General features: G+C 54.5%; 20 protein-coding genes. 13 read left to right on the forward strand and 7 right to left on the reverse strand.

The genetic code is table 11. The annotated features are described in order from the left end of the window. The first annotated feature begins 160 nt into the window (after positions 1-160). Positions 161-1507, forward strand: a complete 1347-nt coding sequence (locus tag LVJ78_RS05525; protein WP_132952378.1) for an MFS transporter — start codon at positions 161-163, stop codon at positions 1505-1507. A gap of 82 nt (positions 1508-1589) precedes the next feature. Here the strand turns inward: LVJ78_RS05525 and LVJ78_RS05530 are convergent, their stop codons facing one another. From LVJ78_RS05530 to LVJ78_RS05540, 3 genes are all read right to left on the reverse strand, one after another. Continuing rightward, the gene (locus LVJ78_RS05530; protein ID WP_132952535.1) at positions 1590-1871 is read right to left on the reverse strand and encodes a helix-turn-helix domain-containing protein; all 282 of its coding nucleotides are present in this window, start codon (positions 1869-1871) and stop codon (positions 1590-1592) included. A 131-nt stretch (positions 1872-2002) separates the two neighbouring features. Next, positions 2003-2935, reverse strand: coding sequence for a bile acid:sodium symporter family protein (locus LVJ78_RS05535; RefSeq protein ID WP_132952376.1), 933 nt, complete (start codon positions 2933-2935; stop codon positions 2003-2005). A 319-nt stretch (positions 2936-3254) separates the two neighbouring features. Further along, a complete protein-coding gene (locus LVJ78_RS05540; RefSeq protein ID WP_132952374.1) occupies positions 3255-3833 on the reverse strand; it encodes a superoxide dismutase in 579 nt (192 codons plus the stop codon). 163 nt (positions 3834-3996) lie between these two features. Between LVJ78_RS05540 and dnaB the strand changes: the two genes are divergently transcribed. The 6 genes from dnaB (at position 3997) to LVJ78_RS05570 (ending at position 8990) form a co-directional block, all read left to right on the forward strand. Then, positions 3997-5409: a replicative DNA helicase gene (dnaB, locus tag LVJ78_RS05545; RefSeq protein WP_132952372.1), complete on the forward strand. Its 1413-nt coding sequence runs from the start codon at positions 3997-3999 to the stop codon at positions 5407-5409. Between the two features lie 180 nt (positions 5410-5589). Continuing rightward, on the forward strand, positions 5590-6249 hold the full coding sequence (locus LVJ78_RS05550) for a GspH/FimT family pseudopilin (RefSeq protein WP_132952370.1): 660 nt from the start codon (positions 5590-5592) through the stop codon (positions 6247-6249). 1 nt (position 6250) lies between these two features. Further along, entirely contained in the window at positions 6251-6910 is a 660-nt protein-coding gene (gene pilV, locus LVJ78_RS05555) for a type IV pilus modification protein PilV (protein WP_165870885.1), read from the forward strand. Continuing rightward, positions 6907-7962, forward strand: a complete 1056-nt coding sequence (locus LVJ78_RS05560; protein WP_132952366.1) for a PilW family protein — start codon at positions 6907-6909, stop codon at positions 7960-7962. Before pilV ends, LVJ78_RS05560 begins: the two co-directional genes overlap by 4 nt. Then, positions 7941-8522 (forward strand): pilus assembly PilX family protein, encoded by a 582-nt coding sequence (locus LVJ78_RS05565; protein ID WP_132952364.1) that lies wholly within the window; start codon positions 7941-7943, stop codon positions 8520-8522. Before LVJ78_RS05560 ends, LVJ78_RS05565 begins: the two co-directional genes overlap by 22 nt. Before the next feature lie 9 nt (positions 8523-8531). Next, positions 8532-8990 (forward strand): type IV pilin protein, encoded by a 459-nt coding sequence (locus LVJ78_RS05570; protein WP_132952362.1) that lies wholly within the window; start codon positions 8532-8534, stop codon positions 8988-8990. A gap of 513 nt (positions 8991-9503) precedes the next feature. On the opposite strand, the gene LVJ78_RS05575 is transcribed toward LVJ78_RS05570, so the two are convergent. Next, positions 9504-9734: a hypothetical protein gene (locus LVJ78_RS05575; protein WP_132952360.1), complete on the reverse strand. Its 231-nt coding sequence runs from the start codon at positions 9732-9734 to the stop codon at positions 9504-9506. Positions 9735-9806: 72 nt separating this feature from the next. Here LVJ78_RS05575 and LVJ78_RS05580 point away from each other — a divergent pair, with 72 nt between their 5' ends. The 3 genes from LVJ78_RS05580 (at position 9807) to LVJ78_RS05590 (ending at position 12310) form a co-directional block, all read left to right on the forward strand. After that, positions 9807-10424 carry a TetR/AcrR family transcriptional regulator gene (locus tag LVJ78_RS05580; protein WP_132952358.1) on the forward strand — a complete coding sequence of 206 codons (618 nt, stop codon included), beginning with the start codon at positions 9807-9809 and terminating at the stop codon, positions 10422-10424. A gap of 36 nt (positions 10425-10460) precedes the next feature. Beyond that, a complete protein-coding gene (locus tag LVJ78_RS05585) occupies positions 10461-11432 on the forward strand; it encodes an HlyD family secretion protein (protein WP_132952533.1) in 972 nt (323 codons plus the stop codon). Positions 11433-11725: 293 nt separating this feature from the next. Beyond that, positions 11726-12310, forward strand: coding sequence for an O-methyltransferase (locus tag LVJ78_RS05590; RefSeq protein WP_165870884.1), 585 nt, complete (start codon positions 11726-11728; stop codon positions 12308-12310). Between the two features lie 512 nt (positions 12311-12822). On the opposite strand, the gene LVJ78_RS05595 is transcribed toward LVJ78_RS05590, so the two are convergent. Both LVJ78_RS05595 and LVJ78_RS05600 read right to left on the reverse strand, forming a co-directional pair. Then, positions 12823-13857 (reverse strand): hypothetical protein, encoded by a 1035-nt coding sequence (locus tag LVJ78_RS05595; RefSeq protein ID WP_132952354.1) that lies wholly within the window; start codon positions 13855-13857, stop codon positions 12823-12825. A gap of 420 nt (positions 13858-14277) precedes the next feature. After that, positions 14278-14520 carry a hypothetical protein gene (locus LVJ78_RS05600; RefSeq protein WP_132952352.1) on the reverse strand — a complete coding sequence of 81 codons (243 nt, stop codon included), beginning with the start codon at positions 14518-14520 and terminating at the stop codon, positions 14278-14280. Positions 14521-14826: 306 nt separating this feature from the next. Here LVJ78_RS05600 and LVJ78_RS05605 point away from each other — a divergent pair, with 306 nt between their 5' ends. The 3 genes from LVJ78_RS05605 (at position 14827) to LVJ78_RS05615 (ending at position 20986) form a co-directional block, all read left to right on the forward strand. Beyond that, positions 14827-18243 (forward strand): ATP-binding cassette domain-containing protein, encoded by a 3417-nt coding sequence (locus LVJ78_RS05605; RefSeq protein ID WP_243650315.1) that lies wholly within the window; start codon positions 14827-14829, stop codon positions 18241-18243. 1 nt (position 18244) lies between these two features. Further along, positions 18245-19369, forward strand: coding sequence for an ABC transporter permease (locus LVJ78_RS05610; protein ID WP_132952350.1), 1125 nt, complete (start codon positions 18245-18247; stop codon positions 19367-19369). 147 nt (positions 19370-19516) lie between these two features. Further along, entirely contained in the window at positions 19517-20986 is a 1470-nt protein-coding gene (locus LVJ78_RS05615) for an efflux transporter outer membrane subunit (protein ID WP_132952348.1), read from the forward strand. Between the two features lie 85 nt (positions 20987-21071). Here LVJ78_RS05615 and LVJ78_RS05620 read toward each other — a convergent pair whose 3' ends face one another. Beyond that, positions 21072-21605 carry an RDD family protein gene (locus LVJ78_RS05620; protein WP_132952346.1) on the reverse strand — a complete coding sequence of 178 codons (534 nt, stop codon included), beginning with the start codon at positions 21603-21605 and terminating at the stop codon, positions 21072-21074. Positions 21606-21694 lie beyond the last annotated feature (89 nt).

The following is a 21694-nucleotide window of genomic DNA, read 5'->3' on the forward strand; positions in this document are numbered from 1 at the left end:
CAATGTTGCAACTTTGTTTCAGACGGCCTTGATTATAGGTATTTACACAGCATTACAATAGACGCTTTTTTGTAAATTTGATATGGTGCACCGAGATTGTTATCAATCTTCAGCCCTTGCATTATTCCAATTCATTTTCGGTCAGATTCAGGAACACAAAATGAGCCACACCGCCGCGCAGCCGCAGCTGCGCAATAATCCTTATAAAGTTGCTGTTGCCTCTATGGTGGGCACGGCTATCGAATTTTACGACTATTATATCTATGCCGCTGCGGCGGTGCTGGTGTTCAACACCCAATTTTTCGATAAAAGCAATCCTTCGGTGGCGATTTTGCTGTCGCTCTCCACGCTGGCGCTGGCTTTTTTCGCCCGGCCGTTGGGTTCGGCGCTGTTTGGCCATTTCGGCGACAAAATCGGCCGCAAAAAAACGCTGGTGGCCTCTTTGCTGACCATGGGGGTGTCTACAGTAGCGATCGGCCTTTTGCCCACCTATCAGAGCATAGGCATATGGGCGCCGATATTGTTGTGCGTCTGCCGTATCGGCCAAGGGCTGGGCTTGGGCGGCGAATGGGGCGGCGCGGCGCTGGTGGCCACGGAAAACGCGCCCGAAGGCAAGCGTGCATGGTTCGGCACTTTTCCCCAATTGGGTGCGCCCATCGGTTTATTGATGGCCAATGGCGCATTTTTCGGCGTGAGCGCAATATTCGGTGCCGATGCGCTGGTGGAATGGGCTTGGCGCATTCCGTTTGTGGCTTCCATCGTGCTGGTGCTGGTCGGCCTTTATATGCGCCTGAGCCTGCACGAGAGCCATGTGTTTAAAGAAGCGGAAGATAAAGGGCTGAAAGTGGATGCGCCGGTGAAAGAAGTGCTCACGCGCCATATCAAGCCGATTGTGCAGGGCACGTTTATCATGACCGCCACTTATGTGCTTTTTTATGTGATGACGGCATTTGTGCAGGTGTTTTCCAAAAGTGCGCCCGCATTATCGGCTGCCGGCCATCCGTTGGGGCTGGGCATTGCGGCCAACACATTCACCGGCTTTTTGATGATAGGCGCGGTGGTATTCGGCATTTTTACCAGCATTTCGGGCATTTTTGCCGATAAAATCGGTCGCCGCCAATGGCTGATTTGGGTGACGCTGGGCATTATTGCTTTCGGCTTGGCGATGCCGGCTTTTCTGCACAACGGCACGCCGGAGATGGTGTTGGCGTTTATTTTGGCGGGCATGATGCTGATGGGCTGCACTTTCGGGCCGATGGCCGCCCTGCTGCCCGAATTGTTTCCCACCGAAGTGCGCTATTCGGGCGCTTCGCTGGCGTATAATTTCGCCGCCATTGTGGGCGCTTCTATTGCCACCATTGTGGCATTGAAGCTGAATGAAAATTTCGGTTTGTTCGGCGTGGGGCTTTATCTGGCGGCCAACGGCATCTTATCGTTGCTGGCTCTGTGGAGCGTGCACGAAACCAAGAATGTCAATCTGATGCAGCTGGATATTTACGAGCCTTGAGCACGGCCGGAATCCGTAAGCAAAAAAAGGAACCTGAAAAGGTTCCTTTTTTCAACCGTATTCTGCTTTCAGACGGCCTGCATCATGCCGACATGATTTCCAAACGCGCCTGCGGCGGCAGCAGCAGCTGATACGCCGGCACGCCCAGCGCCAGTGCGATTTTTTCGATGTTGGATAAGGCGATATTCCAGCGCTTGCGTTCGATGGCCGACACATAAGTGCGGTCCAGCCCGCATTGGCGCGCCAGCTCTTCTTGCGACCAGCCTTTGTTTACCCGAAACAGGCGCATATTATAGGCCAACACGGCACGCAAATCGCCCTCATCGGGCAGCTCGGCCGGCGCACTCAGCTTTTTTACCATCATCATTCCTTCTTATCGTTTCGCGGATTTTACTTCACTATACGATAAGAATACAGGCCGTCTGAAAAGTTTCAGACGGCCTGTAAAATAGCAGTTTATGCCCATTTAAAAAGCAAGCTTATTTGGGATAGGCATTATTTTTTGCTTTTGCCCGCCCACCAAGAAGCCAGCAGCGAGCCGGAAATATTGTGCCACACACTGAAAATCGCGCTGGGCACGGCAGAGAGCGGCGAGAAATAAGCCGAAGCCAGCGCCGCGCCCAAGCCGGAATTCTGCATGCCCACTTCAATTGCCAGCGTTTTTTGCGCATCATAAGGCAGGCGGCAGATTTTGGCGGCGAGAAAGCCCAAGAGATAGCCGATGCCGTTGTGCAAAATCACCACGCCCAAAATCAGCAGCCCGCTTTGGGCGATTTGCGCCTTGCTGGCTGCCACCACCGCGCCCACAATCAACACAATGGCCGCCACCGACACCAAAGGCAGCACCGCCGCCGCCGCTTCGGTTTGCTTTTTAAACAAAGTGTGCGCCAACACGCCGAGCACCACCGGCAGCAACACCATTTTCAAAATCGACCAAAACATCGCCACCGCCGAAATTTCCAGCCATTGGTTGGCCAAGAGGTAAAACACCGTGGGCGTGAGCACCGGTGCGAGCAGGGTGGAAACCGAGGTAACGGCCACCGACAAAGCCACATTGCCGCGCGCCAGATAAGTCATCACATTTGAGGCGGTGCCGCCCGGGCAGCAGCCGACCAAAATCACACCCACCGCGATTTCGGGCGGCAGCTGCAAAAGCGTGGCCAGCGCATAAGCCACCAGCGGCATAATGATAAATTGCGCCGCCACGCCGGCTAGCACCGCTTTGGGATGGCGGGCGAGAATATTGAAATCTGCAGGCGAGAGCGTGATGCCCATGCCGAACATAATCAGGCCTAAGAGCCACGGAATCAGCGGCAGCACCCATTTAAAGGCTTCGGGTGCGAAAAAAGCGGCGGCAGCAAAGAGCAGCACCCACACGGTAAAAGTTTTGCCGACAAAGCGGCTCAGTTGGCGCAGAGTATTTTTCATGGGCGATTTAAGTTAAGTGAATATATGTAAAGAGGCTAAGCATACCTGCAACAAGCGCAAAATAAAAGGCCGTCTGAAACAATCTTTCAGACGGCCTTTAAGTTTTCCGTAGTGTGTCGCCAAAACGCAATCATCTTGTGTTGAACACATATCAGATTCAATAACTCGGGCTAAGTTTTAAACTTTATTTTCGCCCGCACAGAAACAATAAAGCCGGGTTTTAAAACAAAGCCGGGCTTTAAAAAGAAAAAGGCCGTCTGAAAATTTTTTCAGACGGCCTTTAATGTTTAATCAAATGCAATCATTCAATCAAACGCAATCAGGCAAAACGCTTGGCCACGGCATCCCAATCCACGATTTCCCAAAAGCCTTTCAGGTAATTGGGGCGGCTGTTGCGGTAATCGATGTAATAAGCGTGCTCCCACACATCGCAAGTCAAAAGCGGGGTGGCGTCGGTGGTGAGCGGGGTGGCGGCATTGCTGGTGGAAACCAAATCAAGCGAGCCGTCGGCATTTTTCACGAGCCAAGCCCAGCCTGATCCGAAAGTGCCGGCGGCCACGGTGTTGAAGGCTTCCTGGAATTTTTCAAAGCTGCCCCATTTGGCATCGATGGCCGCAGCCAGCGCACCGGCCGGCTTGCCTTGGCCTTTGGGCGTGAAGCCCAGCCAGTAGAACGTGTGGTTCCAAGTTTGCGCTGCATTGTTAAACAGGCCGCCTGAAGATTTTTTCACGATTTCTTCCAAAGGCGCGTTTTCAAATTCGGTGCCTTTGATCAAATTATTCAGGTTGGTGATATAGGTTTGGTGGTGTTTGCCGTAGTGGTATTCCAGCGTTTCTTTGGAAAGGTGCGGCTCCAGCGCATCCAGAGCATAGGGCAGTTCGGGCAGTTTGTGTTCCATAATGTCACTCCTGTTGGTTTGGTGTGTGGTTTGAAGCCGATGGCGCAAGCGGCCATCAGATACGCTCTGAATTCTACCCTCTCCCTGCCCAAAAGACCAATAAAAGTTATCTTCGTCGGGCAGAGCCGCTATAATGCAAAATTAACCGCCGAGGAAGCCCATTATGGATGATTTTGCCGAAAATATGCCGCCTGAAGACCGCGAAGTGAGCGCTTTGTCGCTGCCGCCGCATTCGATGGAAGCAGAGCAATCGGTGCTCGGCGGCCTGTTGCTGGAAAATTCCGCGTGGGACCGCATTGCCGATGTGGTGATGGGCGAAGATTTCTACCGCCACGAGCACCGGGTGATTTTTCGCACCATCTCGCGCCTGATCAACGAGAGCCGTCCGGCCGATGTGATCACGGTGCAAGAAGCGCTTGAGCGCAACGACGAGCTCGAAGCGGCCGGCGGTTTCAATTACCTGATTACCTTGGCGCAAAACACGCCCTCGGCCGCCAATATCCGCCGCTATGCCGAAATCGTGCGCGAGCGCTCGATTATGCGCCAGCTGGCCGAGGTGGGCACCGAAATCGCCCGCAGCGCCTATAATCCGCAGGGGCGCGATGCCGGCCAGCTTTTGGACGAAGCAGAAAACAAAGTGTTTCAAATCGCCGAGAGCACGGCCAAATCCAAGCAGGGTTTTTTGGAAATGCCGGCGTTGTTGAAAGAAGTGGTCGAGCGCATCGATATGCTTTATTCGCGCGATAATCCTGATGAAGTCACCGGCGTGGCCACCGGCTTTATCGATTTGGATAAAAAAACCTCCGGCCTGCAGCCGGGCGATCTGATTATCGTGGCTGGCCGCCCTTCGATGGGCAAAACCGCTTTTTCCATCAATATCGCCGAGCATGTGGCGGTGGAATCGAAATTGCCGGTGGCGGTGTTTTCTATGGAAATGGGCGGCGCGCAGCTGGTGATGCGTATGCTCGGCTCGGTGGGGCGGCTCGACCAGCATGTGCTGAAAACCGGCGCGCTGCAAGACGAGCATTGGGGGCGCTTGAATGAAGCGGTGGTGAAATTATCGGATGCGCCGATGTTTATCGACGAAACCCCCGGCCTCACCGCGCTGGAATTGCGCGCCCGCGCCCGCCGCTTGGCGCGCCAATTCGGCGGCAAGCTCGGTCTGATTGTGATCGATTACCTGCAATTGATGTCGGGCTCTTCCGGCCGCAGCGACAACCGCACCGCCGAATTGGGCGAAATCTCGCGCTCGCTCAAAGCGCTGGCCAAAGAGCTGCAAGTGCCGGTGATTGCGCTCTCGCAATTGAGCCGTGCGGTGGAATCGCGCACCGACAAGCGCCCGATGATGAGCGATTTGCGCGAATCGGGCGCCATTGAGCAAGATGCCGATTTGATTATGTTTATGTATCGTGATGAATATTATAATCACGACACCCAATTCAAAGGTTTGGCTGAATGCATTATCGGCAAACACCGTAACGGCCCCACCGGCAAAGTGTTTCTCACCTTTATGGGCCAGTTTACCAAATTTGACAATGCGGCCTATGTTCCAGAAGCCGCCATGATGGAAGATTGACACAAATTAGCACAGATGCGCACCAAAGCGCATATTTTATTAGGCGCATCGGCGCTTAATCGTTTAGAATGGCATAACAAAAAATTGATAAAACTTTTCACATTACTTTAAGGGTCTGTTCACATTCCATTCGCAGATGAAATGCAGGCAGACCCTGGAACAACGTCATCAGGCTCTCTTATGCGTTTCAAACCCAAAGGCTTCACGCTGATCGAATTGCTGGTGGTAATCACCATCATGGCCATCATGGCGCTAATCGCGCTGCCCAATATGAGCCAATGGCTCGCCGCGCGCCGTGTGAGCGGGCAGGCCGAGCAGGTGGCTAATCTTTTGCGCTTCGCGCGCGCCGAAGCTGTGCGCATCAATGCGCCGGTGTATGTTTGCCCGGTGCAAATCAAATCCGACGGCAATCCCGATAATTATTGCCTCACCACCAACAACGGCCAAGGCTTGGCTGCTTTTGCAGATATCAATAAAGATGGTGAGTACACCCGCAAGACCGATATCGCCTTGCGCGCCGTGATTATCAACAACCCAGCCCACACCGCCATCACCTACCAAGCCAGCACCGTGCCGCTCACCGGCAGCCGCGGCAACCAGCATGTGTGGGGTTTTCTGCCCAACGGCACCTTCGGCTACGGCACGAGCCCCGGCCTCAATAATCTGAGCCCGGCCTCGGGCAGCGTGCGCATTTTTATGACCGATGCCAAGGCCGACACCGATGAAGCCAAACAAGCCCGCTCCAGCACGCTCTTAATCGACAGCGGCGGCAGGGTGAGCTTTTGCCTGAAAAAAGATGAAAAACGCACCGCCTGTGCCGAGCCGGCCAAGGAGAAATAATATGCAGCCGAGCATTTTCAATTCCTTTTGCATCGATGGCCGAGGCCGTCTGAAAAGCACGCACGCGCAGCAAGGCATGACTTTGCTGGAAGTGTTGGTGTCTATCATTATCTTAACCTTGGGTGTGCTGGCCTTGCTGGCCACCCAGCTCAAAACCGTATCCGGCGTGCGCGAAGCCGAGCAGCAAACCATCGTGGCGCAGGCGGCGCAAAACCTGATCGAAGGCATGCTCATCAACCCCAGGCTTTCATCCGCCACCGCCAGCGGTGTAGAGAGTGGTTGGACGCTAAAATCTTATCCTGACTATGTCACCTCAAGCTCGAAAAAAATCGAAAAAGACGAAGGTGAAATCAAATACGTCAACCAAGGTGCCATTTCCAAAAGAGATTTGGCCAATAAGCAGAAGGCTCAATTTTCTAATGAGTTGTGGCACGGCTTGGGCGGCATTCCGGTGCATTTCATCATTTGCCGCGATACCTCCGGCAAAGCGCCTGTGATCAAAGGCGGCAAAATGGAAGCCAACTGCACCAGCGGCAATAATGCGCCTACTTATATCAAAGTGGCCTGGCTGGTGGAAAAAGAAGGCGGCGATGCCTTAACCGCTGTGAATGCAGACGGCGACTATATCGTTTATACCTATCAGGCGCAGGTAACAGAATGAATCGATCACAACAAAAATATTCCAAAAAGCACAGCGCCGGCTTCAGCCTGATTGAGTTTCTGGTGGCCAGCGTGTTGAGCATGATTGTGCTGATTGCCATCGGCTCGGGCTATTTTGCCGCGCGCAAAATCAACGATGTGGCGCTCGGCCGCTTGGGCGTGCAGCAAGACATGCGCAACGCCGCCAACCTGATTGTGCGCGATGCGCGCATGGCAGGCAGCTTCGGCTGCTTCAATATGGCCAATAAAGAGCCGGCCACTGTAGGCAGCGATGGCAGCGCTTCATCGAACACCCCCCGTAATTTGATCGCAGCAGGGCAAACCACAGGCCTTGTGCCGGTGAAAAGCTTTGCCGGCTCCACCTTTAATGTGACAGGATTCACCGCCAGCGGTGATGCGCTGGTGTTTCAATACGGCATCGGTTCGGCTTCCATCACAGGCAATAACAACGGCACCATGACCATGCAGATGCCGGCTGACGACCCTTTGCAAAACATCAGCAGCAAAATGCCTTTGGTGGTCAGCAGCTGCAATGTGATCGACCGGCCCACTTCATTCACCGCCACCCGCAGCGGCACAGGCGTAACCATCAACAACATCAACCCCGCTTTGAACACAGGCCATGTGGTGGCTGAAATGAGCATTTTGCGCTATGCGGTCAACGCCTATGTGATCGGCACCACCACCGCCGGCGAGCAAGGGCTTTACCGCATTCAGCTGGGCGATGACAACAACTGGCAAAGCCCGCAATTGCTGCTGCCCGGCATCACCGCCATGAATATTTCCTACGGCTATGTGAACAATTGCGCCCCTTCCGGCGCAGCCGCCTCTGATGTCAGCCGCGAAACCTTCACCTTTACCAATGCCTTGGACGACAAGCAAAACCCGCCCACGCCGGCCTTGATCCGCATCACGCTCAATGGCAACACTTTGGCCGCGCAGGGTAAAGATATGGAAAGCGCTGCCTCGCGCACCGATGCGGGCAATGTTTATGTTTACAATATTGAAGCAACCTTACGCGGAGGAAACACATGCGCCGACCGCTCCATTTAAGCCGCGCCCCGCGCCGCGAGCAAGGCGGCTTTGCCTTTTTTATCGTGCTGATTATGATGATTGTGATTGCCTTTTTGGTGGTGGCAGCCACGCAATCGTACAACACTGAAATGCGCATCGGCAGCAACGATGCCGACCGCAAAATGGCCATGGCCACGGCCGAAGCCGCTTTGCGGCAGGGTGAAGGCGACATCAGCACACTGAAAGACCCCACCTTTGCCAGCAATTGCGCAGGCGGCCTGTGCGCGGCAGCGGCAGACAAAGCTCCCACCCCTAATACTATTAAAGACACACCCCAAGGCACGATAACCATCACGGGGGAAGGCAGCGCCATCGCCGCATGGGAGCGCACTTCGTGCACCAATGGCTCTTGCCTGGAAAACAGCGGACGCACGTTTGCGGTGCCCGGCACCGCCAAAGCGCCCCGTTATATCATTGAATTTATCAACCACACCGCCGCCACCAACACCAGCATCTACCGCGTTACTGCCCGTGCGTGGGGTAAAAATGCCAATACCGTGGTAACGGTGCAATCGTATGTGCAGGCATCGGATAACTGAGGGAACAGCATGCAGCAGCGAAACCAGCAAGGCTTCACGCTCGCCGAAGTGATGATAGCCATTGCCATTTTGGGCATATTGAGCGTGATTGCCGTGCCCTCTTATCTGGCCTATGTAGAACGTGGCCATTTGGCCAACGCGCGGGCGGAATTGCTGAAAATCAATATGCAGATTAAAACCGAGCGCGTGAAAAATCCCAAGCTCACGCAAGCCGATCTCGACACCAAAATCAAAAATTTCACCGGCGCGGCCGATAAAACCGTTAGCGATCATTACGAAATCAGCCTAGCGCGCCCGGATAAAAACAGCACGTTTTACTATCTGCTGGCCTTGCCGACAAACGAGCAGCACACAAAAGCCCTGCTGGTCGACAGCGCCGGCAGCACCTATCAATGCAGCAATAAAAAAGCGGCTGAAGACGCCGCCAAAGAGCGAGCCACGCCCGGCAGCGACTGCAAAAAGGTGTGAAGCGGCGCTCAGCCGATATACAGAGAAAGTGCCCAAAAGGCCGTCTGAAAGATTCATCTTTCAGACGGCCTTTGTTATTGCATGGAAAAACAAGGGCTTGCATGAAAAACACGGACAGTAGGCAGGCGCGCCGCCCAAAGGCGGCGTGATTGTGCGCATGAAACTTGTGCCAACACCCAAAACCAAACAGGCCGTCTGAACACCAAAACTTCAGACGGCCTGCACGTTTTATCCCTATTCAAAAAGATAATCTTACAGAATAAGGGTGTTGTGGCGTTGTCGGCGCAGCTTGAGTTAACGATAGTGGAATGCAAGAAAAATCGATACAAAATCACGCTTTATAACGGAGTAGGTTAGGTTGCTAAACCCCCAAGGTTTAAGACGGCCTGTGGCTTGTTGGGTTTTCAACCCAACCTGCCGGTCAAATGCGCCAATGCATTATAAATAAGCATTTGGTTTTCTTTTACTTTATAAGAAGTTTTTTTATAGATGCGGCAATTGATTATTGAATATTCATATCCTCTTACCCGCAGCAGAAACCTGTTCCCTCTCCCGTGGGAGAGGGCTAGGGAGAGGGCAACAAGCCAAAGGCTTGTTTGCCGGCATCTGAAAATGTTCAATATTTAATTGCCGAATCAATAAATCAGTATCAGCCGTTGCTGTGAATGGTTTTGGCAGCGGCATTTTGATGATTTCCAGATTGTTTTTCAATCCGGTATCGCTTTTTAAGCTGAGTTTTGCCACGCATGCTTGTTATTCAAACCAAACTTCAGTATATTGGACACCTGTCCAATACTTTTCAGACGGCCTTACACCATGTCGGACACACGTTCCCAATTTATTGCCGCCGGTTTCAAGCTTTATCCGCAGCACGGCTACCGCAAGCTTTCTGTGCGCATGTTGGCCGCAGAAGCGGGCTTGAGCGCGGGCATGTTTCACCATTTGTTTGCCGATAAAGATGCGTTTGTGGGCGAGGTATTGCAAAGCCATCACGAGCGCTCGTTTGGTTTGCTGGATTTCGATGCCGCAGCAAAGGGCGATGCGGTGGCGCAATTGCGCCATGCGGTGTGGCTGCTGGCAACATGTTTCCGCGACAATTTGGCCTGGGTGCACCGCGCTTATGCCGACAGCGCCGATGGGGTGGAAGTGGTGAATGCTTTTATGCGCCGCAATTTCGAGCTAACGTTTGAGCGCCTGCAAGCTTTGCTCGAAGCCTGCCCGGGGCAAAGCAGCCCGGCCGAGCAGGTGCAGCGTTTGTCGTATTTGAGCGGAGCGGTGCTGGCGCCGATGGCATTGGGCACACGCTTTGATGAAATGGGCGTGCTGCCGGCGGCGATGAGCCATCATATTGGCGAAATCGTGAGCGATGCGGCCATTGCCCGGCGCATCGATTGGGCTTTTGCGGCTTTGTTTCCCGCGCAAGAGGCCGTCTGAATGCTTTATCTCAATTAATCACAGCAGGAAAAAATGATGAAGAAAATCTGGATTGTGCCTGTGGCGGCCGCGCTGGCGGCGGGGGGCTGGTATTACTGGCAGCAGCATCATCAAAGCGGCCTGCCCGAGGGCTTTGCCCAAAGCAACGGCCGGCTCGAGCTCAAGCGCTTCGATGTGGCCAGCCTTTATGCCGGCCGCGTGAAAGCCATGTTGGTAGACGAGGGCAGCCGGGTGGAAGAGGGCGATGTGTTGGCCGAATTATCGTCCGACACCAGCGCGAGCCAGCTTGACGGCGCACGGGCGCAAAAGCAGCGTGCGCAAGAAGCGGTGGCGCGCGCCGAGGCAGAAATCAAGGCTTACGAGCAGCAGCAAAAAGTGGCGCAGCTTGATTTTACCAACACGCAAAACCTCAGGCGCGATGATTTGGTGTCGGATGCCGAGCTGAGCAAGCGCCGCGCCGCGCGCGACAGCGCAGCCGCTTCGGTGAGCGCCGCCCGTGCCGCCCGCGCCGAAGCGGCTGCTGCTGTGGCCGCCGCGCAGGCGCAAATCGACCAAGCCGCTTCGGTGAACGATGATATGGCCATCCGCGCGCCGATTGCGGGGCGGGTGGAATACACCATTGCCGAAGTGGGCAATGTGATTGGCGCGGGCAGCAAAGTGGTGAGCCTGCTCGATCCGAACGATGTGTCGATGGCGGTTTTCCTGCCCACCACCCAAATCAGCCGCCTGAAAGTGGGCGATGAAGCGCGCATTGTGCTCGACGGCATGGATGCGGTGTGGCCGGCAAGCATTACCTTTATCGCCACCGATGCGCAATTCACCCCGAAATCGGTGGAAACGCAGAGCGAGCGCGAAAAATTGATGTTTAAAGTGAAGCTGCAAGTGCCGGCGGCCACCGCTGCAAAATACAACGGCTTGCTCAAAGGCGGCCTCACCGGCAACGGCTATGTGCGGCTCGACAATCAGGCGGCATGGCCGGCAGATTTGGCGCTGAAGCTGCCGCATTGATATCTTTCAGACGGCACCTGCAACAGAAGAAACACAGGCTGTTTAACGGCAAGGAATATATAGTGGAATGCATAAAAAAGGGATACGGCGGGTAGCTTGGGTTGTAAACCCAACAAATCTGCAAGCCGTCTGAAACGTTGGGTTTATCAACCCAAGGTTCATCAAAGCCACCGCCAAACCGAGCAATATCCGGCTCAAGCGAGCTGTTCAGATGATTTTTCAGACGGCCTGAAGCCGTAATGTCATCTAAACACAATATATTCAAGCTTCCCTTGTCTTGTTTGGAGAAACACATGAAAGCCAAATTAAAAGCCTATTTGGAAACGGTTTACAGCGAAAGCCGCGCACACGATGAAACCCAAACCGAACGTGCCGCCTGTTGGCGCAATCTGCACCCCGGCAGCGCCGCCTTGATTGCCTTGCTGGTGCGCACCAAGCAGGCGCGCAAGGTGTTGGAAGTGGGCACTTCAAACGGTTATTCCACGCTGTGGCTGGCCGATGCCGTGCGCGACACCGGCGGCTCGCTGCGCACGCTCGAAATCGACAAAGCGCGCAAAAAGGCCGCGCGGCAAAACCTGCGCGAAACCAAACTCGAAGACTTTGTGCGCATGGAAGTGTGCGATGCCGGCGAATTTTTGCGCGATTATCCAAAATATTTCGATGTGGTGCTGCTTGATGCCGACCGCAGTCAATACACCGCCTATTGGCCGCATTTGCAGCGCATTCTCACCAAGCCCGGCAGCCTTTTGGTGGTAGACAATGTGTTGTCGCATGCCGATGAAGTGCAGGCATTTATCGCGCTGGTGGAAGCGGATAAAAACTTCAGCAGCATGGTGTTGGACATTGGTGCGGGTTTGTTGTTGGCGAGTAGTGTTTGAGGCCGTCTGAAAAGGAAAAACAATGAAAGCTTTATTAATCGGTGCGACCGGCGTGACGGGCAAAGAATTGTTGCTGTTGCTGCTGGCCGATTCAAGCTTTAGCCGCCGCGCCGGTGAAGTGTGGCGTTGAAAGTGATTAAAGGCTTGAACAAACTGGGTTTGTTGCGCAAACAAAGCCCTTTGCCCACACCGCAACTGACGCAGGCTTTGCTTAAGGCGTTTCAGACGGCCTCAAAGGGTGAAACCGCTTATGAGGCGGCGGATATTTTTGCTTTGTTGGCAAAATAAGCAGATTGGTTATAAGGCAAAGCAACGCCGTTATACCCATTCTAAAAAAATAACCTTACAAAATAAAAGCGCTTCGGCAGCATCATCCGCGTAGGTCGGATTCTTGAATCCGACGTTTGGCCAACGGCCAAAGCGATGTGCGCGCCTTGTTCTGCGAACAAGTGTCGGATTCGAGAATCCGACCTACAGGCTGCCTGTTTGTATATTATTTTTTTGAATGGCTATTACGGCAATTCAAAATAGCTCAAACCGTATTGTTGTTCGTTTAATTGGCCGATGCGGGCGGTTTCGAGATAGTCGTCAATGATGATTTGATCGGGTGTGGCCGGGGGCGCGGCTCGGCTGGCTTGTTGTGCAAGGGTGAATTGCAGCTGCGTGTTGTTGTTGCGGTAGGCGGCAAGATGGCGTCTGAAATCATAATGTTGCAGTTGGCGGTAGCTTTCGGGGGTGCCAAACACGGTGATGCGGTAATGATAGAGCGTCCAGCCATCGGCGGTTAGCGGCATACGGTTTCCATCTCTGAGCAGGCCGTCTGAATGATTGTCGAGCCGGTAAAGATTAGGTGCGGTGGCGGTGCTGCTCCAGAGATTGCGGTTGACATTGCTCATATCAAAGCCGGCTGCATCGAATTGCTGCTCAAGGTCTGCCTTGATTTGTGTGTAAAGCTGCTGCCCCAAAACGTATTCGTAAGGCTGGTGATCTATTGCGTTATCTTCATTGCTGCCGTGAAACACGGCCACCGAGGGCAAATCGATATGGAAAAAATATTGAAACGGCTGAACTTCGCTTTGCTGGTAAACCCACACGTTTTCTTGTGCCTGCAAGCGGGTGAGCCTGGCCAGATAGGGCGCTTTCGGCTCGCCATATGTGCTTTTGCTAACCAGCGGCTGCGCATGCTCGGGCAGGCTGCCGGCGTCGAAATCCCGGTATATCCGCGCCTGCATAGATTTAATCAGGCGGCGGTGCTGAAACAGATAAAGCTTACGCTGATCACCACCCTCACCGGGCAACATGTTGAGCCAAACATGAGGCTCGGCACGCAACACTTGCTCGTGTGCCTGCAAAATGTCCTGTTGCGCCACCAGCGAAGCTTTGCCTTCTTTATCGACGATAACCAGTGCATAGCCGCCTTGCCGCCAATCCGTGCCGCTCAGAAAATAATTGGGTTGGCTGTTTTCAGGCGCATTGCATCCCGTTGCCGACAGCAACAGAAACAGGCTGATTAAAACAAGCCGGCAATGATGTGCATATTTTTTCATGAGTGTTCCCTTTTATGCTGATTCATATCCATTCTAAAAAATCAGATACAAGGCGGGCCAATGCAGTTAGGTTATTTTTTAGGATGGGTATAACCCAATCCCCGCTCATGTAGGAGCGCTTGTCCCGACTTGTCGGGTAAAGAAGAGGGCTGCAAGCTGCAAGGCTTATACCCATTCGAAAAAATAACCTAACTGCGTTGGCTCGCCTAGCCGTACTAGGTGTACTGTCTTCGGCTCGCCGCCTTGTTATCTTATTTTTTCGAATGGGTATTACTAAAGATTTGTTTGTCGGATATGGCTATCCGACAAACACCAAGGCTACCTGAAACGTTGGATAAAACAGCTAGGTTGGCAAGGCTTTCTGAAACCGGAGGAAAGCTCGGATAGTTGTATCCGGCGCTTGTTCGCAGAATAAGCTGCTCATTTATCCGCTTCGTCAAACGGCGTTTTGCCTTGCTCTTTGCGGGTGAGGTAAGTTGCCACAATGGGGAATACCGCCGCCAGCACGCAACACATGCCGATGCCGATAAGTGCCAAGCCGCCGATGGGCTCGTCGAGCAATTCGTGCACCCACGCGCCAAGCCCGACCAGCACCATCAAACCGGGAATCAGGGCGGTGAGCCCGCACACCAAAATGATAATCGAACCGATAGGCAAACGCATGGTACTCCTCCTTTTTCAAGAGTTGGTGCACTTATTCTAACATGATGTGTTATTTATAATTATTTGATTTATTAATATAAAAATAAAAAGCTATCGCAATCGTAGGTCGGATTCTTGAATCCGACATTTGGCCGCTAGGCCGAACATAGGCTGCAATCTTGTTCTGCGAACAAGCGTCGGATTCAAGAATCCGACCTACAGGCTGCATGGTGTCCAGTAAGTTGTTTTTGCAATAACAACGGAACACCAGCTCGATTTTTAAACCCTTATTGCAAACTAAGGCCGTCTGAAAATAAACCGATGGATATGAACAAACCAACCCCTGCTGTGATTGTTAAGGCCGTTTCCCACCGCTACGGCAAAACCGAAGCCTTGCGCGATGTTTCGTTTGCGCTGCCTGCGGGCGCCACCGTGGGCTTGATCGGGCCTGATGGCGTGGGCAAATCCACGCTGCTTTCGCTGATTGCGGGCGTGAAGATCATTCAGGCAGGCTCGGTAAACGTGCTTGGCGGCGATATGGCCGATAAGCAAGCGCGCCAGGCGTTGTCGCACCGCATTGCCTTTATGCCGCAGGGTTTGGGGCGCAATCTTTATCCCACTTTGTCGGTGTATGAAAACATTGATTTTCATGCGCGCCTGTTTGGCTTAAACGCGCAAGAGCGCAAAGCGCGCATTCAGCGTTTGCTTGATGCCACGGGTTTGGCGCCGTTTCCCGAACGCGCCGCCGGCAAGCTTTCGGGCGGCATGAAGCAGAAGCTGAGCCTTTGCTGCGCTTTGGTGCACAACCCCGATTTGCTGATTCTCGACGAGCCGACCACCGGTGTCGACCCTTTATCGCGCCGCCAATTCTGGGCGCTGGTGGACGAGTTGCAAAAAGAAAGCCGCGGCATGACGGTAATCGTGGCCACCGCTTATATTGAAGAAGCGGAGCGTTTTGCGCATTTGCTGGCGATGGACGACGGCAAATTGCTGGTCAACGCGCCCACTCAAGAAGTGATGCGCCAATACGGTGTGAACACGCTGGAAGAGGCCTATATCAAAATGCTGCCGTCTGAAAAGCAGCAAGGCTCGGGCGGATTGGCCATCACCCCGTTTGTGCCCGACCCCGCTTCGCCGCCGGCGATGGAAGCGCACGGGCTCACCAAGCGTTTCGGCGACTTCACTGCGGTAGACAATGTGAGCTTCCGCATCGAAAAAGGCGAAATTTTCGGCTTTCTCGGCTCCAACGGCTGCGGCAAATCCACCACCATGAAAATGCTCACCGGCCTTTTGCCTGCTACGGAGGGCGAGGCCGAATTGCTCGGTAAACCCATCGACGCGGGCGGCATGGCGGTGCGCATGCGCGTGGGCTATATGTCGCAGGCGTTTTCACTATATGAAGAATTGAGCGTGCGCCAAAATCTACTGTTGCACGCGCAGCTTTACCAAATGCCGGATGCGGCGGGCAAACAGGCCGTGGCCGATGCGCTGGCGCAGTTTGATTTGGCCGAAGTGGCCGACACCCGCCCCGCCGATCTTTCGCTGGGTATGCGCCAGCGCCTGCAATTGGCCGCCGCCTGCCTGCACAAGCCCGAGGTGCTGATTCTCGACGAGCCCACTTCGGGTGTCGACCCTGCCGCGCGCGATATGTTTTGGCGCCATCTGCTCAAGCTTTCGCGGCAAGACAAAATCACCATTTTTATTTCCACCCATTTTATGAACGAAGCCGCGCGCTGCGACCGCATTTCGTTTATGCACCGCGGCCGCGTGTTGGCGGTGGGCACACCCGCCGAATTAACCGAGCGCCAGCATGCGCCCGATTTGGAAGAGGCGTTTGTGCAATATCTGCTGGATGACGAACAAGCGGAACACGCTGCACGTTCAGACGGCCTCAATCTTTCCGGCAAGCCCGAAAACGCGGGCAGGCCGTCTGAAACAGCGGCAGCCGAACAAAGTTTGCCGGAAAGCGGAAAAGCGCTTTCAGACGGCCTTGGTGCAGAAAACAGGCCGTCTGAAACAGCGGCAACATTCCGCACAGACGATGACAAAGCCAAGCAAACGCTGCCCGCAAGCGAGGGCTTGGCTGCCAAAGCCGCACGCATTGTCCGCGCCGATCAGCAAGCCGATGGCCGCCAAGCGCTGCCAAGCGCCGCTGCCGATGCGCAAGATAAATTATTTTCAGACGGCCTTCACGAAGAAAACAGGCCGTCTGAAGAAGTTTCTGTTCATCAACAATATTTATCTGAAAACGAAGCAGCGCTTTCAGACGGCCTTCACGAAGGAAACAGGCCGCCTGAAGAAATTGCTGTTCGTCAACAAAATGTATCTGAAAACGAGGCGGCGCTTTCAGACGGCCTTCACGAAGAAGGCAGGCCGTCTGAAGAAGTTTCTGTTCATCAACAACATTCATCTGTAAACGAAGCAGCGCTTTCAGACGGCCTTCGCGAAGAAAGCAGGCCGTCTGAAGAAGTTTCTGTTCATCAACAACATTTATCTGAAAACGAAGCAGCGCTTTCAGACGGCCTTCGCGAAGAAAACAGGCCGTCTGAAAAATCAGCAGTCAAACCAAGCCAATTTGAAACCAATCAAGCGCCTGCGCCGCACACCGACTCGCTGAAATATTGGTTTGCCACCGTGTTTACCTTTGCCATGCGCGAGGGCAAGGAATTGCTGCGCGATAAAATCCGCCTTTTCTTTGCGGTGTTGGGGCCGGTGATTTTGATGTCGGCTTTGAGCTGGAGCATTTCGTTTGACGTGCAAAACCTCACTTTTGCCGTGCTCGACCGCGACCAAAGCAGCGAAAGCCGCGCGCTCACTGAATATTTTGCCGGCTCGCGCTATTTTGTCGAGCAGCCGCCGCTCGATTCGGCCGCCGATATCGACCGTGTGCTCAAAAGTGCGCAAACCAAGTTGGTGATTGATATTCCGCCCGGCTTCGGCCGCGATTTGCTGCGCGGCAATAAGCCTGAAGTGGGCTTTTATGTGGATGGCTCGGCGCCGTTTAATGCGGAAAACATCAAAGCTTATGTGGGTGGCATTTTAAGCCTTTATGCGCAAGACCAAATCCGCGCCACCGGCCTGCCGATTGCATTGCAGCCGGCTGCGGGCGTGGAAGCGCGCTTTATGTATAACCAAGATTTCAAAAGCATGTATGCGGTGGCGCCGGGCATTATGATGCTGGTGTTGATGCTGATTCCGGCGATGATGACGGCCATCGGTGTGGTGCGCGAGCGCGAAATCGGCTCTATTGCCAACCTTTATGCCTCGCCCGCCAGTGTGCCGCAATATTTAATCGGCAAGCAGCTGCCTTATATTGCGGTGGGGTCGGTGAATTATCTGGCTTTGTTGCTGATGATGCTTTTTTGGTTTCAAGTGCCGCTCAAAGGCTCGTTTATGGCTTTGAGCCTGGGCACATTGCTGATTGTGTGTGTGTCTACCGCGCTGGGCTTATTGGTGTCGAGCTTTGTGCGCTCGCAAGTGGCGGCGATTTTCGTGACCGCCATCATCACGCTGATTCCCACCATCAATTATTCGGGCTTTCTCTACCCGATTTCCACCATGACCGGCAGCGCTTATTGGATAGGCACCATTTTTCCCGCTTCGTGGTATTTGAAAATCAGCGTGGGCACGTTTACCAAAGGGCTGGGCATGGCCGATTTGCAACAGGAATTTTGGGTGCTGGCGGCGGCTTTTTGCGTGCTGCTGTTGGCCGCCTGCATGCTCTTGAAAAAGCAGGAGAAATAAAATGCGCACTCTGAAAACCATTTGGCATCTCACCGTGAAAGAATGGCGCAGCCTCTTTGGCGACCCGATGCTGGTGCTGATGATTGTGTTTGTGTTTTCCGCCACGATTTATTCGGTGGCCAAAGGCGTGAGCAGCGATGTGAAAAACGCCACCGTGGCGATTATCGATGCCGACCGCTCGGCGCTTTCCTACCAAATCCGCGATGCCATACAAGCGCCGTTTTTCAAGCCGCCGGTGGATATCCGGCGCGAAGAGGTGGATAAAGCGATGGATGCGGGCGACTATATTTTCGTGCTCGATATTCCGCCCGGTTTCCAGCGCGATGTGCTCGCCGGCCGCAGCCCTGATGTGCAATTGCTGATTGATGCCACCACCATGACGCAGGCGGGCGTGGGCGCGTCTTACCTCACGCAGATTTTCCAGCGCCAAATCAGCAGCTTTTTGCAGCAGCAGGGCGCGGCTGCGATGATGCCGGTGCAGCCGGTGATCAATATCGAATTCAACCCCAATAGTTTAAGCGAATGGTATATGCCGGTGATGGAAGTGGGCAATATGATTACTCTGCTCTCGCTGGTGCTGGTGGGTGCGGCGGTGATACGCGAGCGCGAGCGCGGCACCATCGAGCATTTGCTGGTGATGCCGGTGAACGCGTTTGAAATCATGATGGCCAAAGTGTTGGCCAACGGCGTGGTGATTTTGGCCGCTTCGCAGTTGTCGATGTGGTTTATGGTGCACAAAATCATCGGCGTGCCGATTAACGGCTCGCTGGCAATGTATGCTTTCGGCGTGGGCGTGTATTTGTTTTCCATTGCTGCGCTGGGCATTATGCTGGCCACCATCGCGCCCACCATGCCGCAATTCGGCCTTTTGATGCTGCCGGTGTTTATGGTGTTGCTGCTGTTTTCCGGCTCGGCAGCGCCGCGCAGCAATATGCCCGGCGCTGCGCAAGGCATCAGCGAATATTGGCCCACCACCCAATTTGCGGCCTTTGCGCAAAACGTGATTTACCGTGGCGCGGGGTTGGATATTGTGTGGCCGGAATTGCTGGTGATGGCCATCACCGGCGCCGTGTTTTTATTGTTTGCGCTGTTTCGCTTCCGCAAAATGCTGGAGCAGCAGGGGTAGGATATGTCCACATTCTGCTTTGCTGCCCAATCAAATGTGAATAAATTTCAGGCCGTCTGAAAAGTTGGGTAGCGTGGGCAGAATCCGACCTACGAACTGAATGGCATTGTTAAGTTTTTTAGTTAGAGCAAAGAAAAGAAATCAATCATGAACAAACAAATTAAAGCCTGGTCGTTCAGTCTGATGGCCGCCTGCACCTTGGCGGCCTGCCAAAACACCACCGTGTCGCTCGACGGGCGCATTGATGTGCCGCCACAATTCAGCCAAGCCGAAGCGGCACGCGGCAGCGTGGATATCGGCCATTGGTGGCAAAGCTGGCACGATCCGGTGTTGAGCGCTTTAGTCGAACAAGGTTTGCAGCAAAGCCCTGATGTGCAGATTGCCGTGAGCCGCCTCAACGAAGCGCGCGCCACCAGCCGCATGGCGCGCGCCGATTTGGGGCCGCAAGCCGGTTTGAGCGGCTCGGCAGGCATTGTGCGCGGTAATGTGGATAATCCGCTCAACGACAACACCCGCGCCTTGCTCGGCCAATTCCCGCAAACCGCCGGCTTGACCGATGGTAGCCAAGATATCAAGGGCAACAGCTTGCTCGGCGGCGCATCGGCTTCGTGGGAGCCGGATATTTTCGGCGGCAAACGCAGCGATGCCGATGCCGCCGCTTATGCCGCGCTGGGCGTGCAAGAGCAGCTTTACGGCGCGCAAATGCTGGTGGCGGGCGATATTGCCGATCATTATTTCAGCGCCCGCGCCGCACAAAAACGCCTTCAGACGGCCTCGCGCAATATCGCCACCATGCAGCGCATGGCGCAATATGTGCAAGGCCGCTTTCAAGCCGGGCAGGCCACGCGCTATGAAGTAAACGAAGTGCAAAGCCGGCTGGCCGCCGTGCGGGCGCAGCAATCTACCATTCAATCGGAATACGATGCCGCCGCGCGCGCCATTGCCGTGCTCACCGGCCAAACCCCGCAAAGCTTCAGGCTACCTGAAAGCAGCGTAAACGTGTTGGCACAGCAGCCCGCCGCGCCCGAGGGCCAAACCCCGCAAGGTATGCTCGAGCGCCGCCCCGACATCCGCGCCCATGCCGCGCAAGTCAACGCTTATGCCGCCAAACTCGCCAGCGCCAAAGCCGATTTGCTGCCGCGCTTTACGATTAACTTTTTGGGGCAGGGCGGCCGCATCGAAGTGGATGGCGACAGCGCGCTCAAAGGCTGGGGCAGCCTCTTGAGCGTGGGCATTCAAATGCCGATATTCACCAACGGGCGCATCCAAGCCAATATCGCCGCGGCCGATGCCCGTCTGCAAACGGCGCTGCTGCAATACGACCAAACCGTGTTGCGCGCGCTGGGCGAAGTCGACAACGCCTATCAGGCACAAGCCGCACTCGAGCGCCAAAACCGCCTGCTGGCCGATGCGCAACAACAAGCCGCGCGCCAAGCGGCCGACGCGCAAAAACTGTTCCGCCACGGCAATAAAACCCTCGATGAAGCTCTGCGCGCGCAATTGGGCGAGCAAGAAATGGCCGACAGCCTCACCCGCTCGCAGCTCGCCCGCGCGCAAATGACGGTGAACCTTTATAAAGCGCTCGGCGGTGGTTGGAACGAGATGCAAACACCGTAAATGTAAATACTTTAAAAAAGGCCGTCTGAAAGCTTTCAGACGGCCTGAATATGATTTTCATCATGCTTTGATGTAATCGGTTTGCTTAATCGGCATCGGCCGATTTGCGCGGCTTTTTCACATCCACCAGCCGTGTGCCGGCCAGATAATCGTATAAAAACCGGCGTTCCTGATTGAGCAGGGCAAAGCCCCAGGGCAATATCCACCAAATCAGCGCTGCGCCGAAGGCGGCTTTGGGCGGCACGCCGCCGAAGTGGCGCAGACCGACATAGGCCAGAAGCGGCACAAACACCACAAACACGCAGGCCCACATAAAGCGCAGGCGCAGCTGCGGCAGCGGCGGGCGACGGCCTTGATCGTCGGCCAGTCCGATCTGCCACACCCGCATCGGCAGCGTTTGCCCCTGCCGCGCCCAATTGAGTTTGAAATAAAACCACCAAGCGGCCAACATCCACACGCTCACCGCCAAGCTGGATAAAAGCGGCGAGAGCGTGTTGAGCACGGTGGCGATGATGCCGGCAATAAGCGCGGCCACGGCGGTGACGGCGCCGATAAGCAGCGCTTCGTAAACCAGTGCGGCCAGGCGGCGTTTGAGAGGAGCGGTGGGCAATGTGTGCATAATGTGGGCTTTGGCTGAAGTTGCGCGGATATTATCAGAAAGCGCTTATTGAGGCAGCTTCTTTCAGACGGCCTTTGAGAACCTGTTCA

The organism is Uruburuella suis (assembly GCF_022870845.1).
In the GTDB taxonomy this organism is placed as follows: Bacteria; Pseudomonadota; Gammaproteobacteria; order Burkholderiales; family Neisseriaceae; genus Neisseria; species Neisseria suis.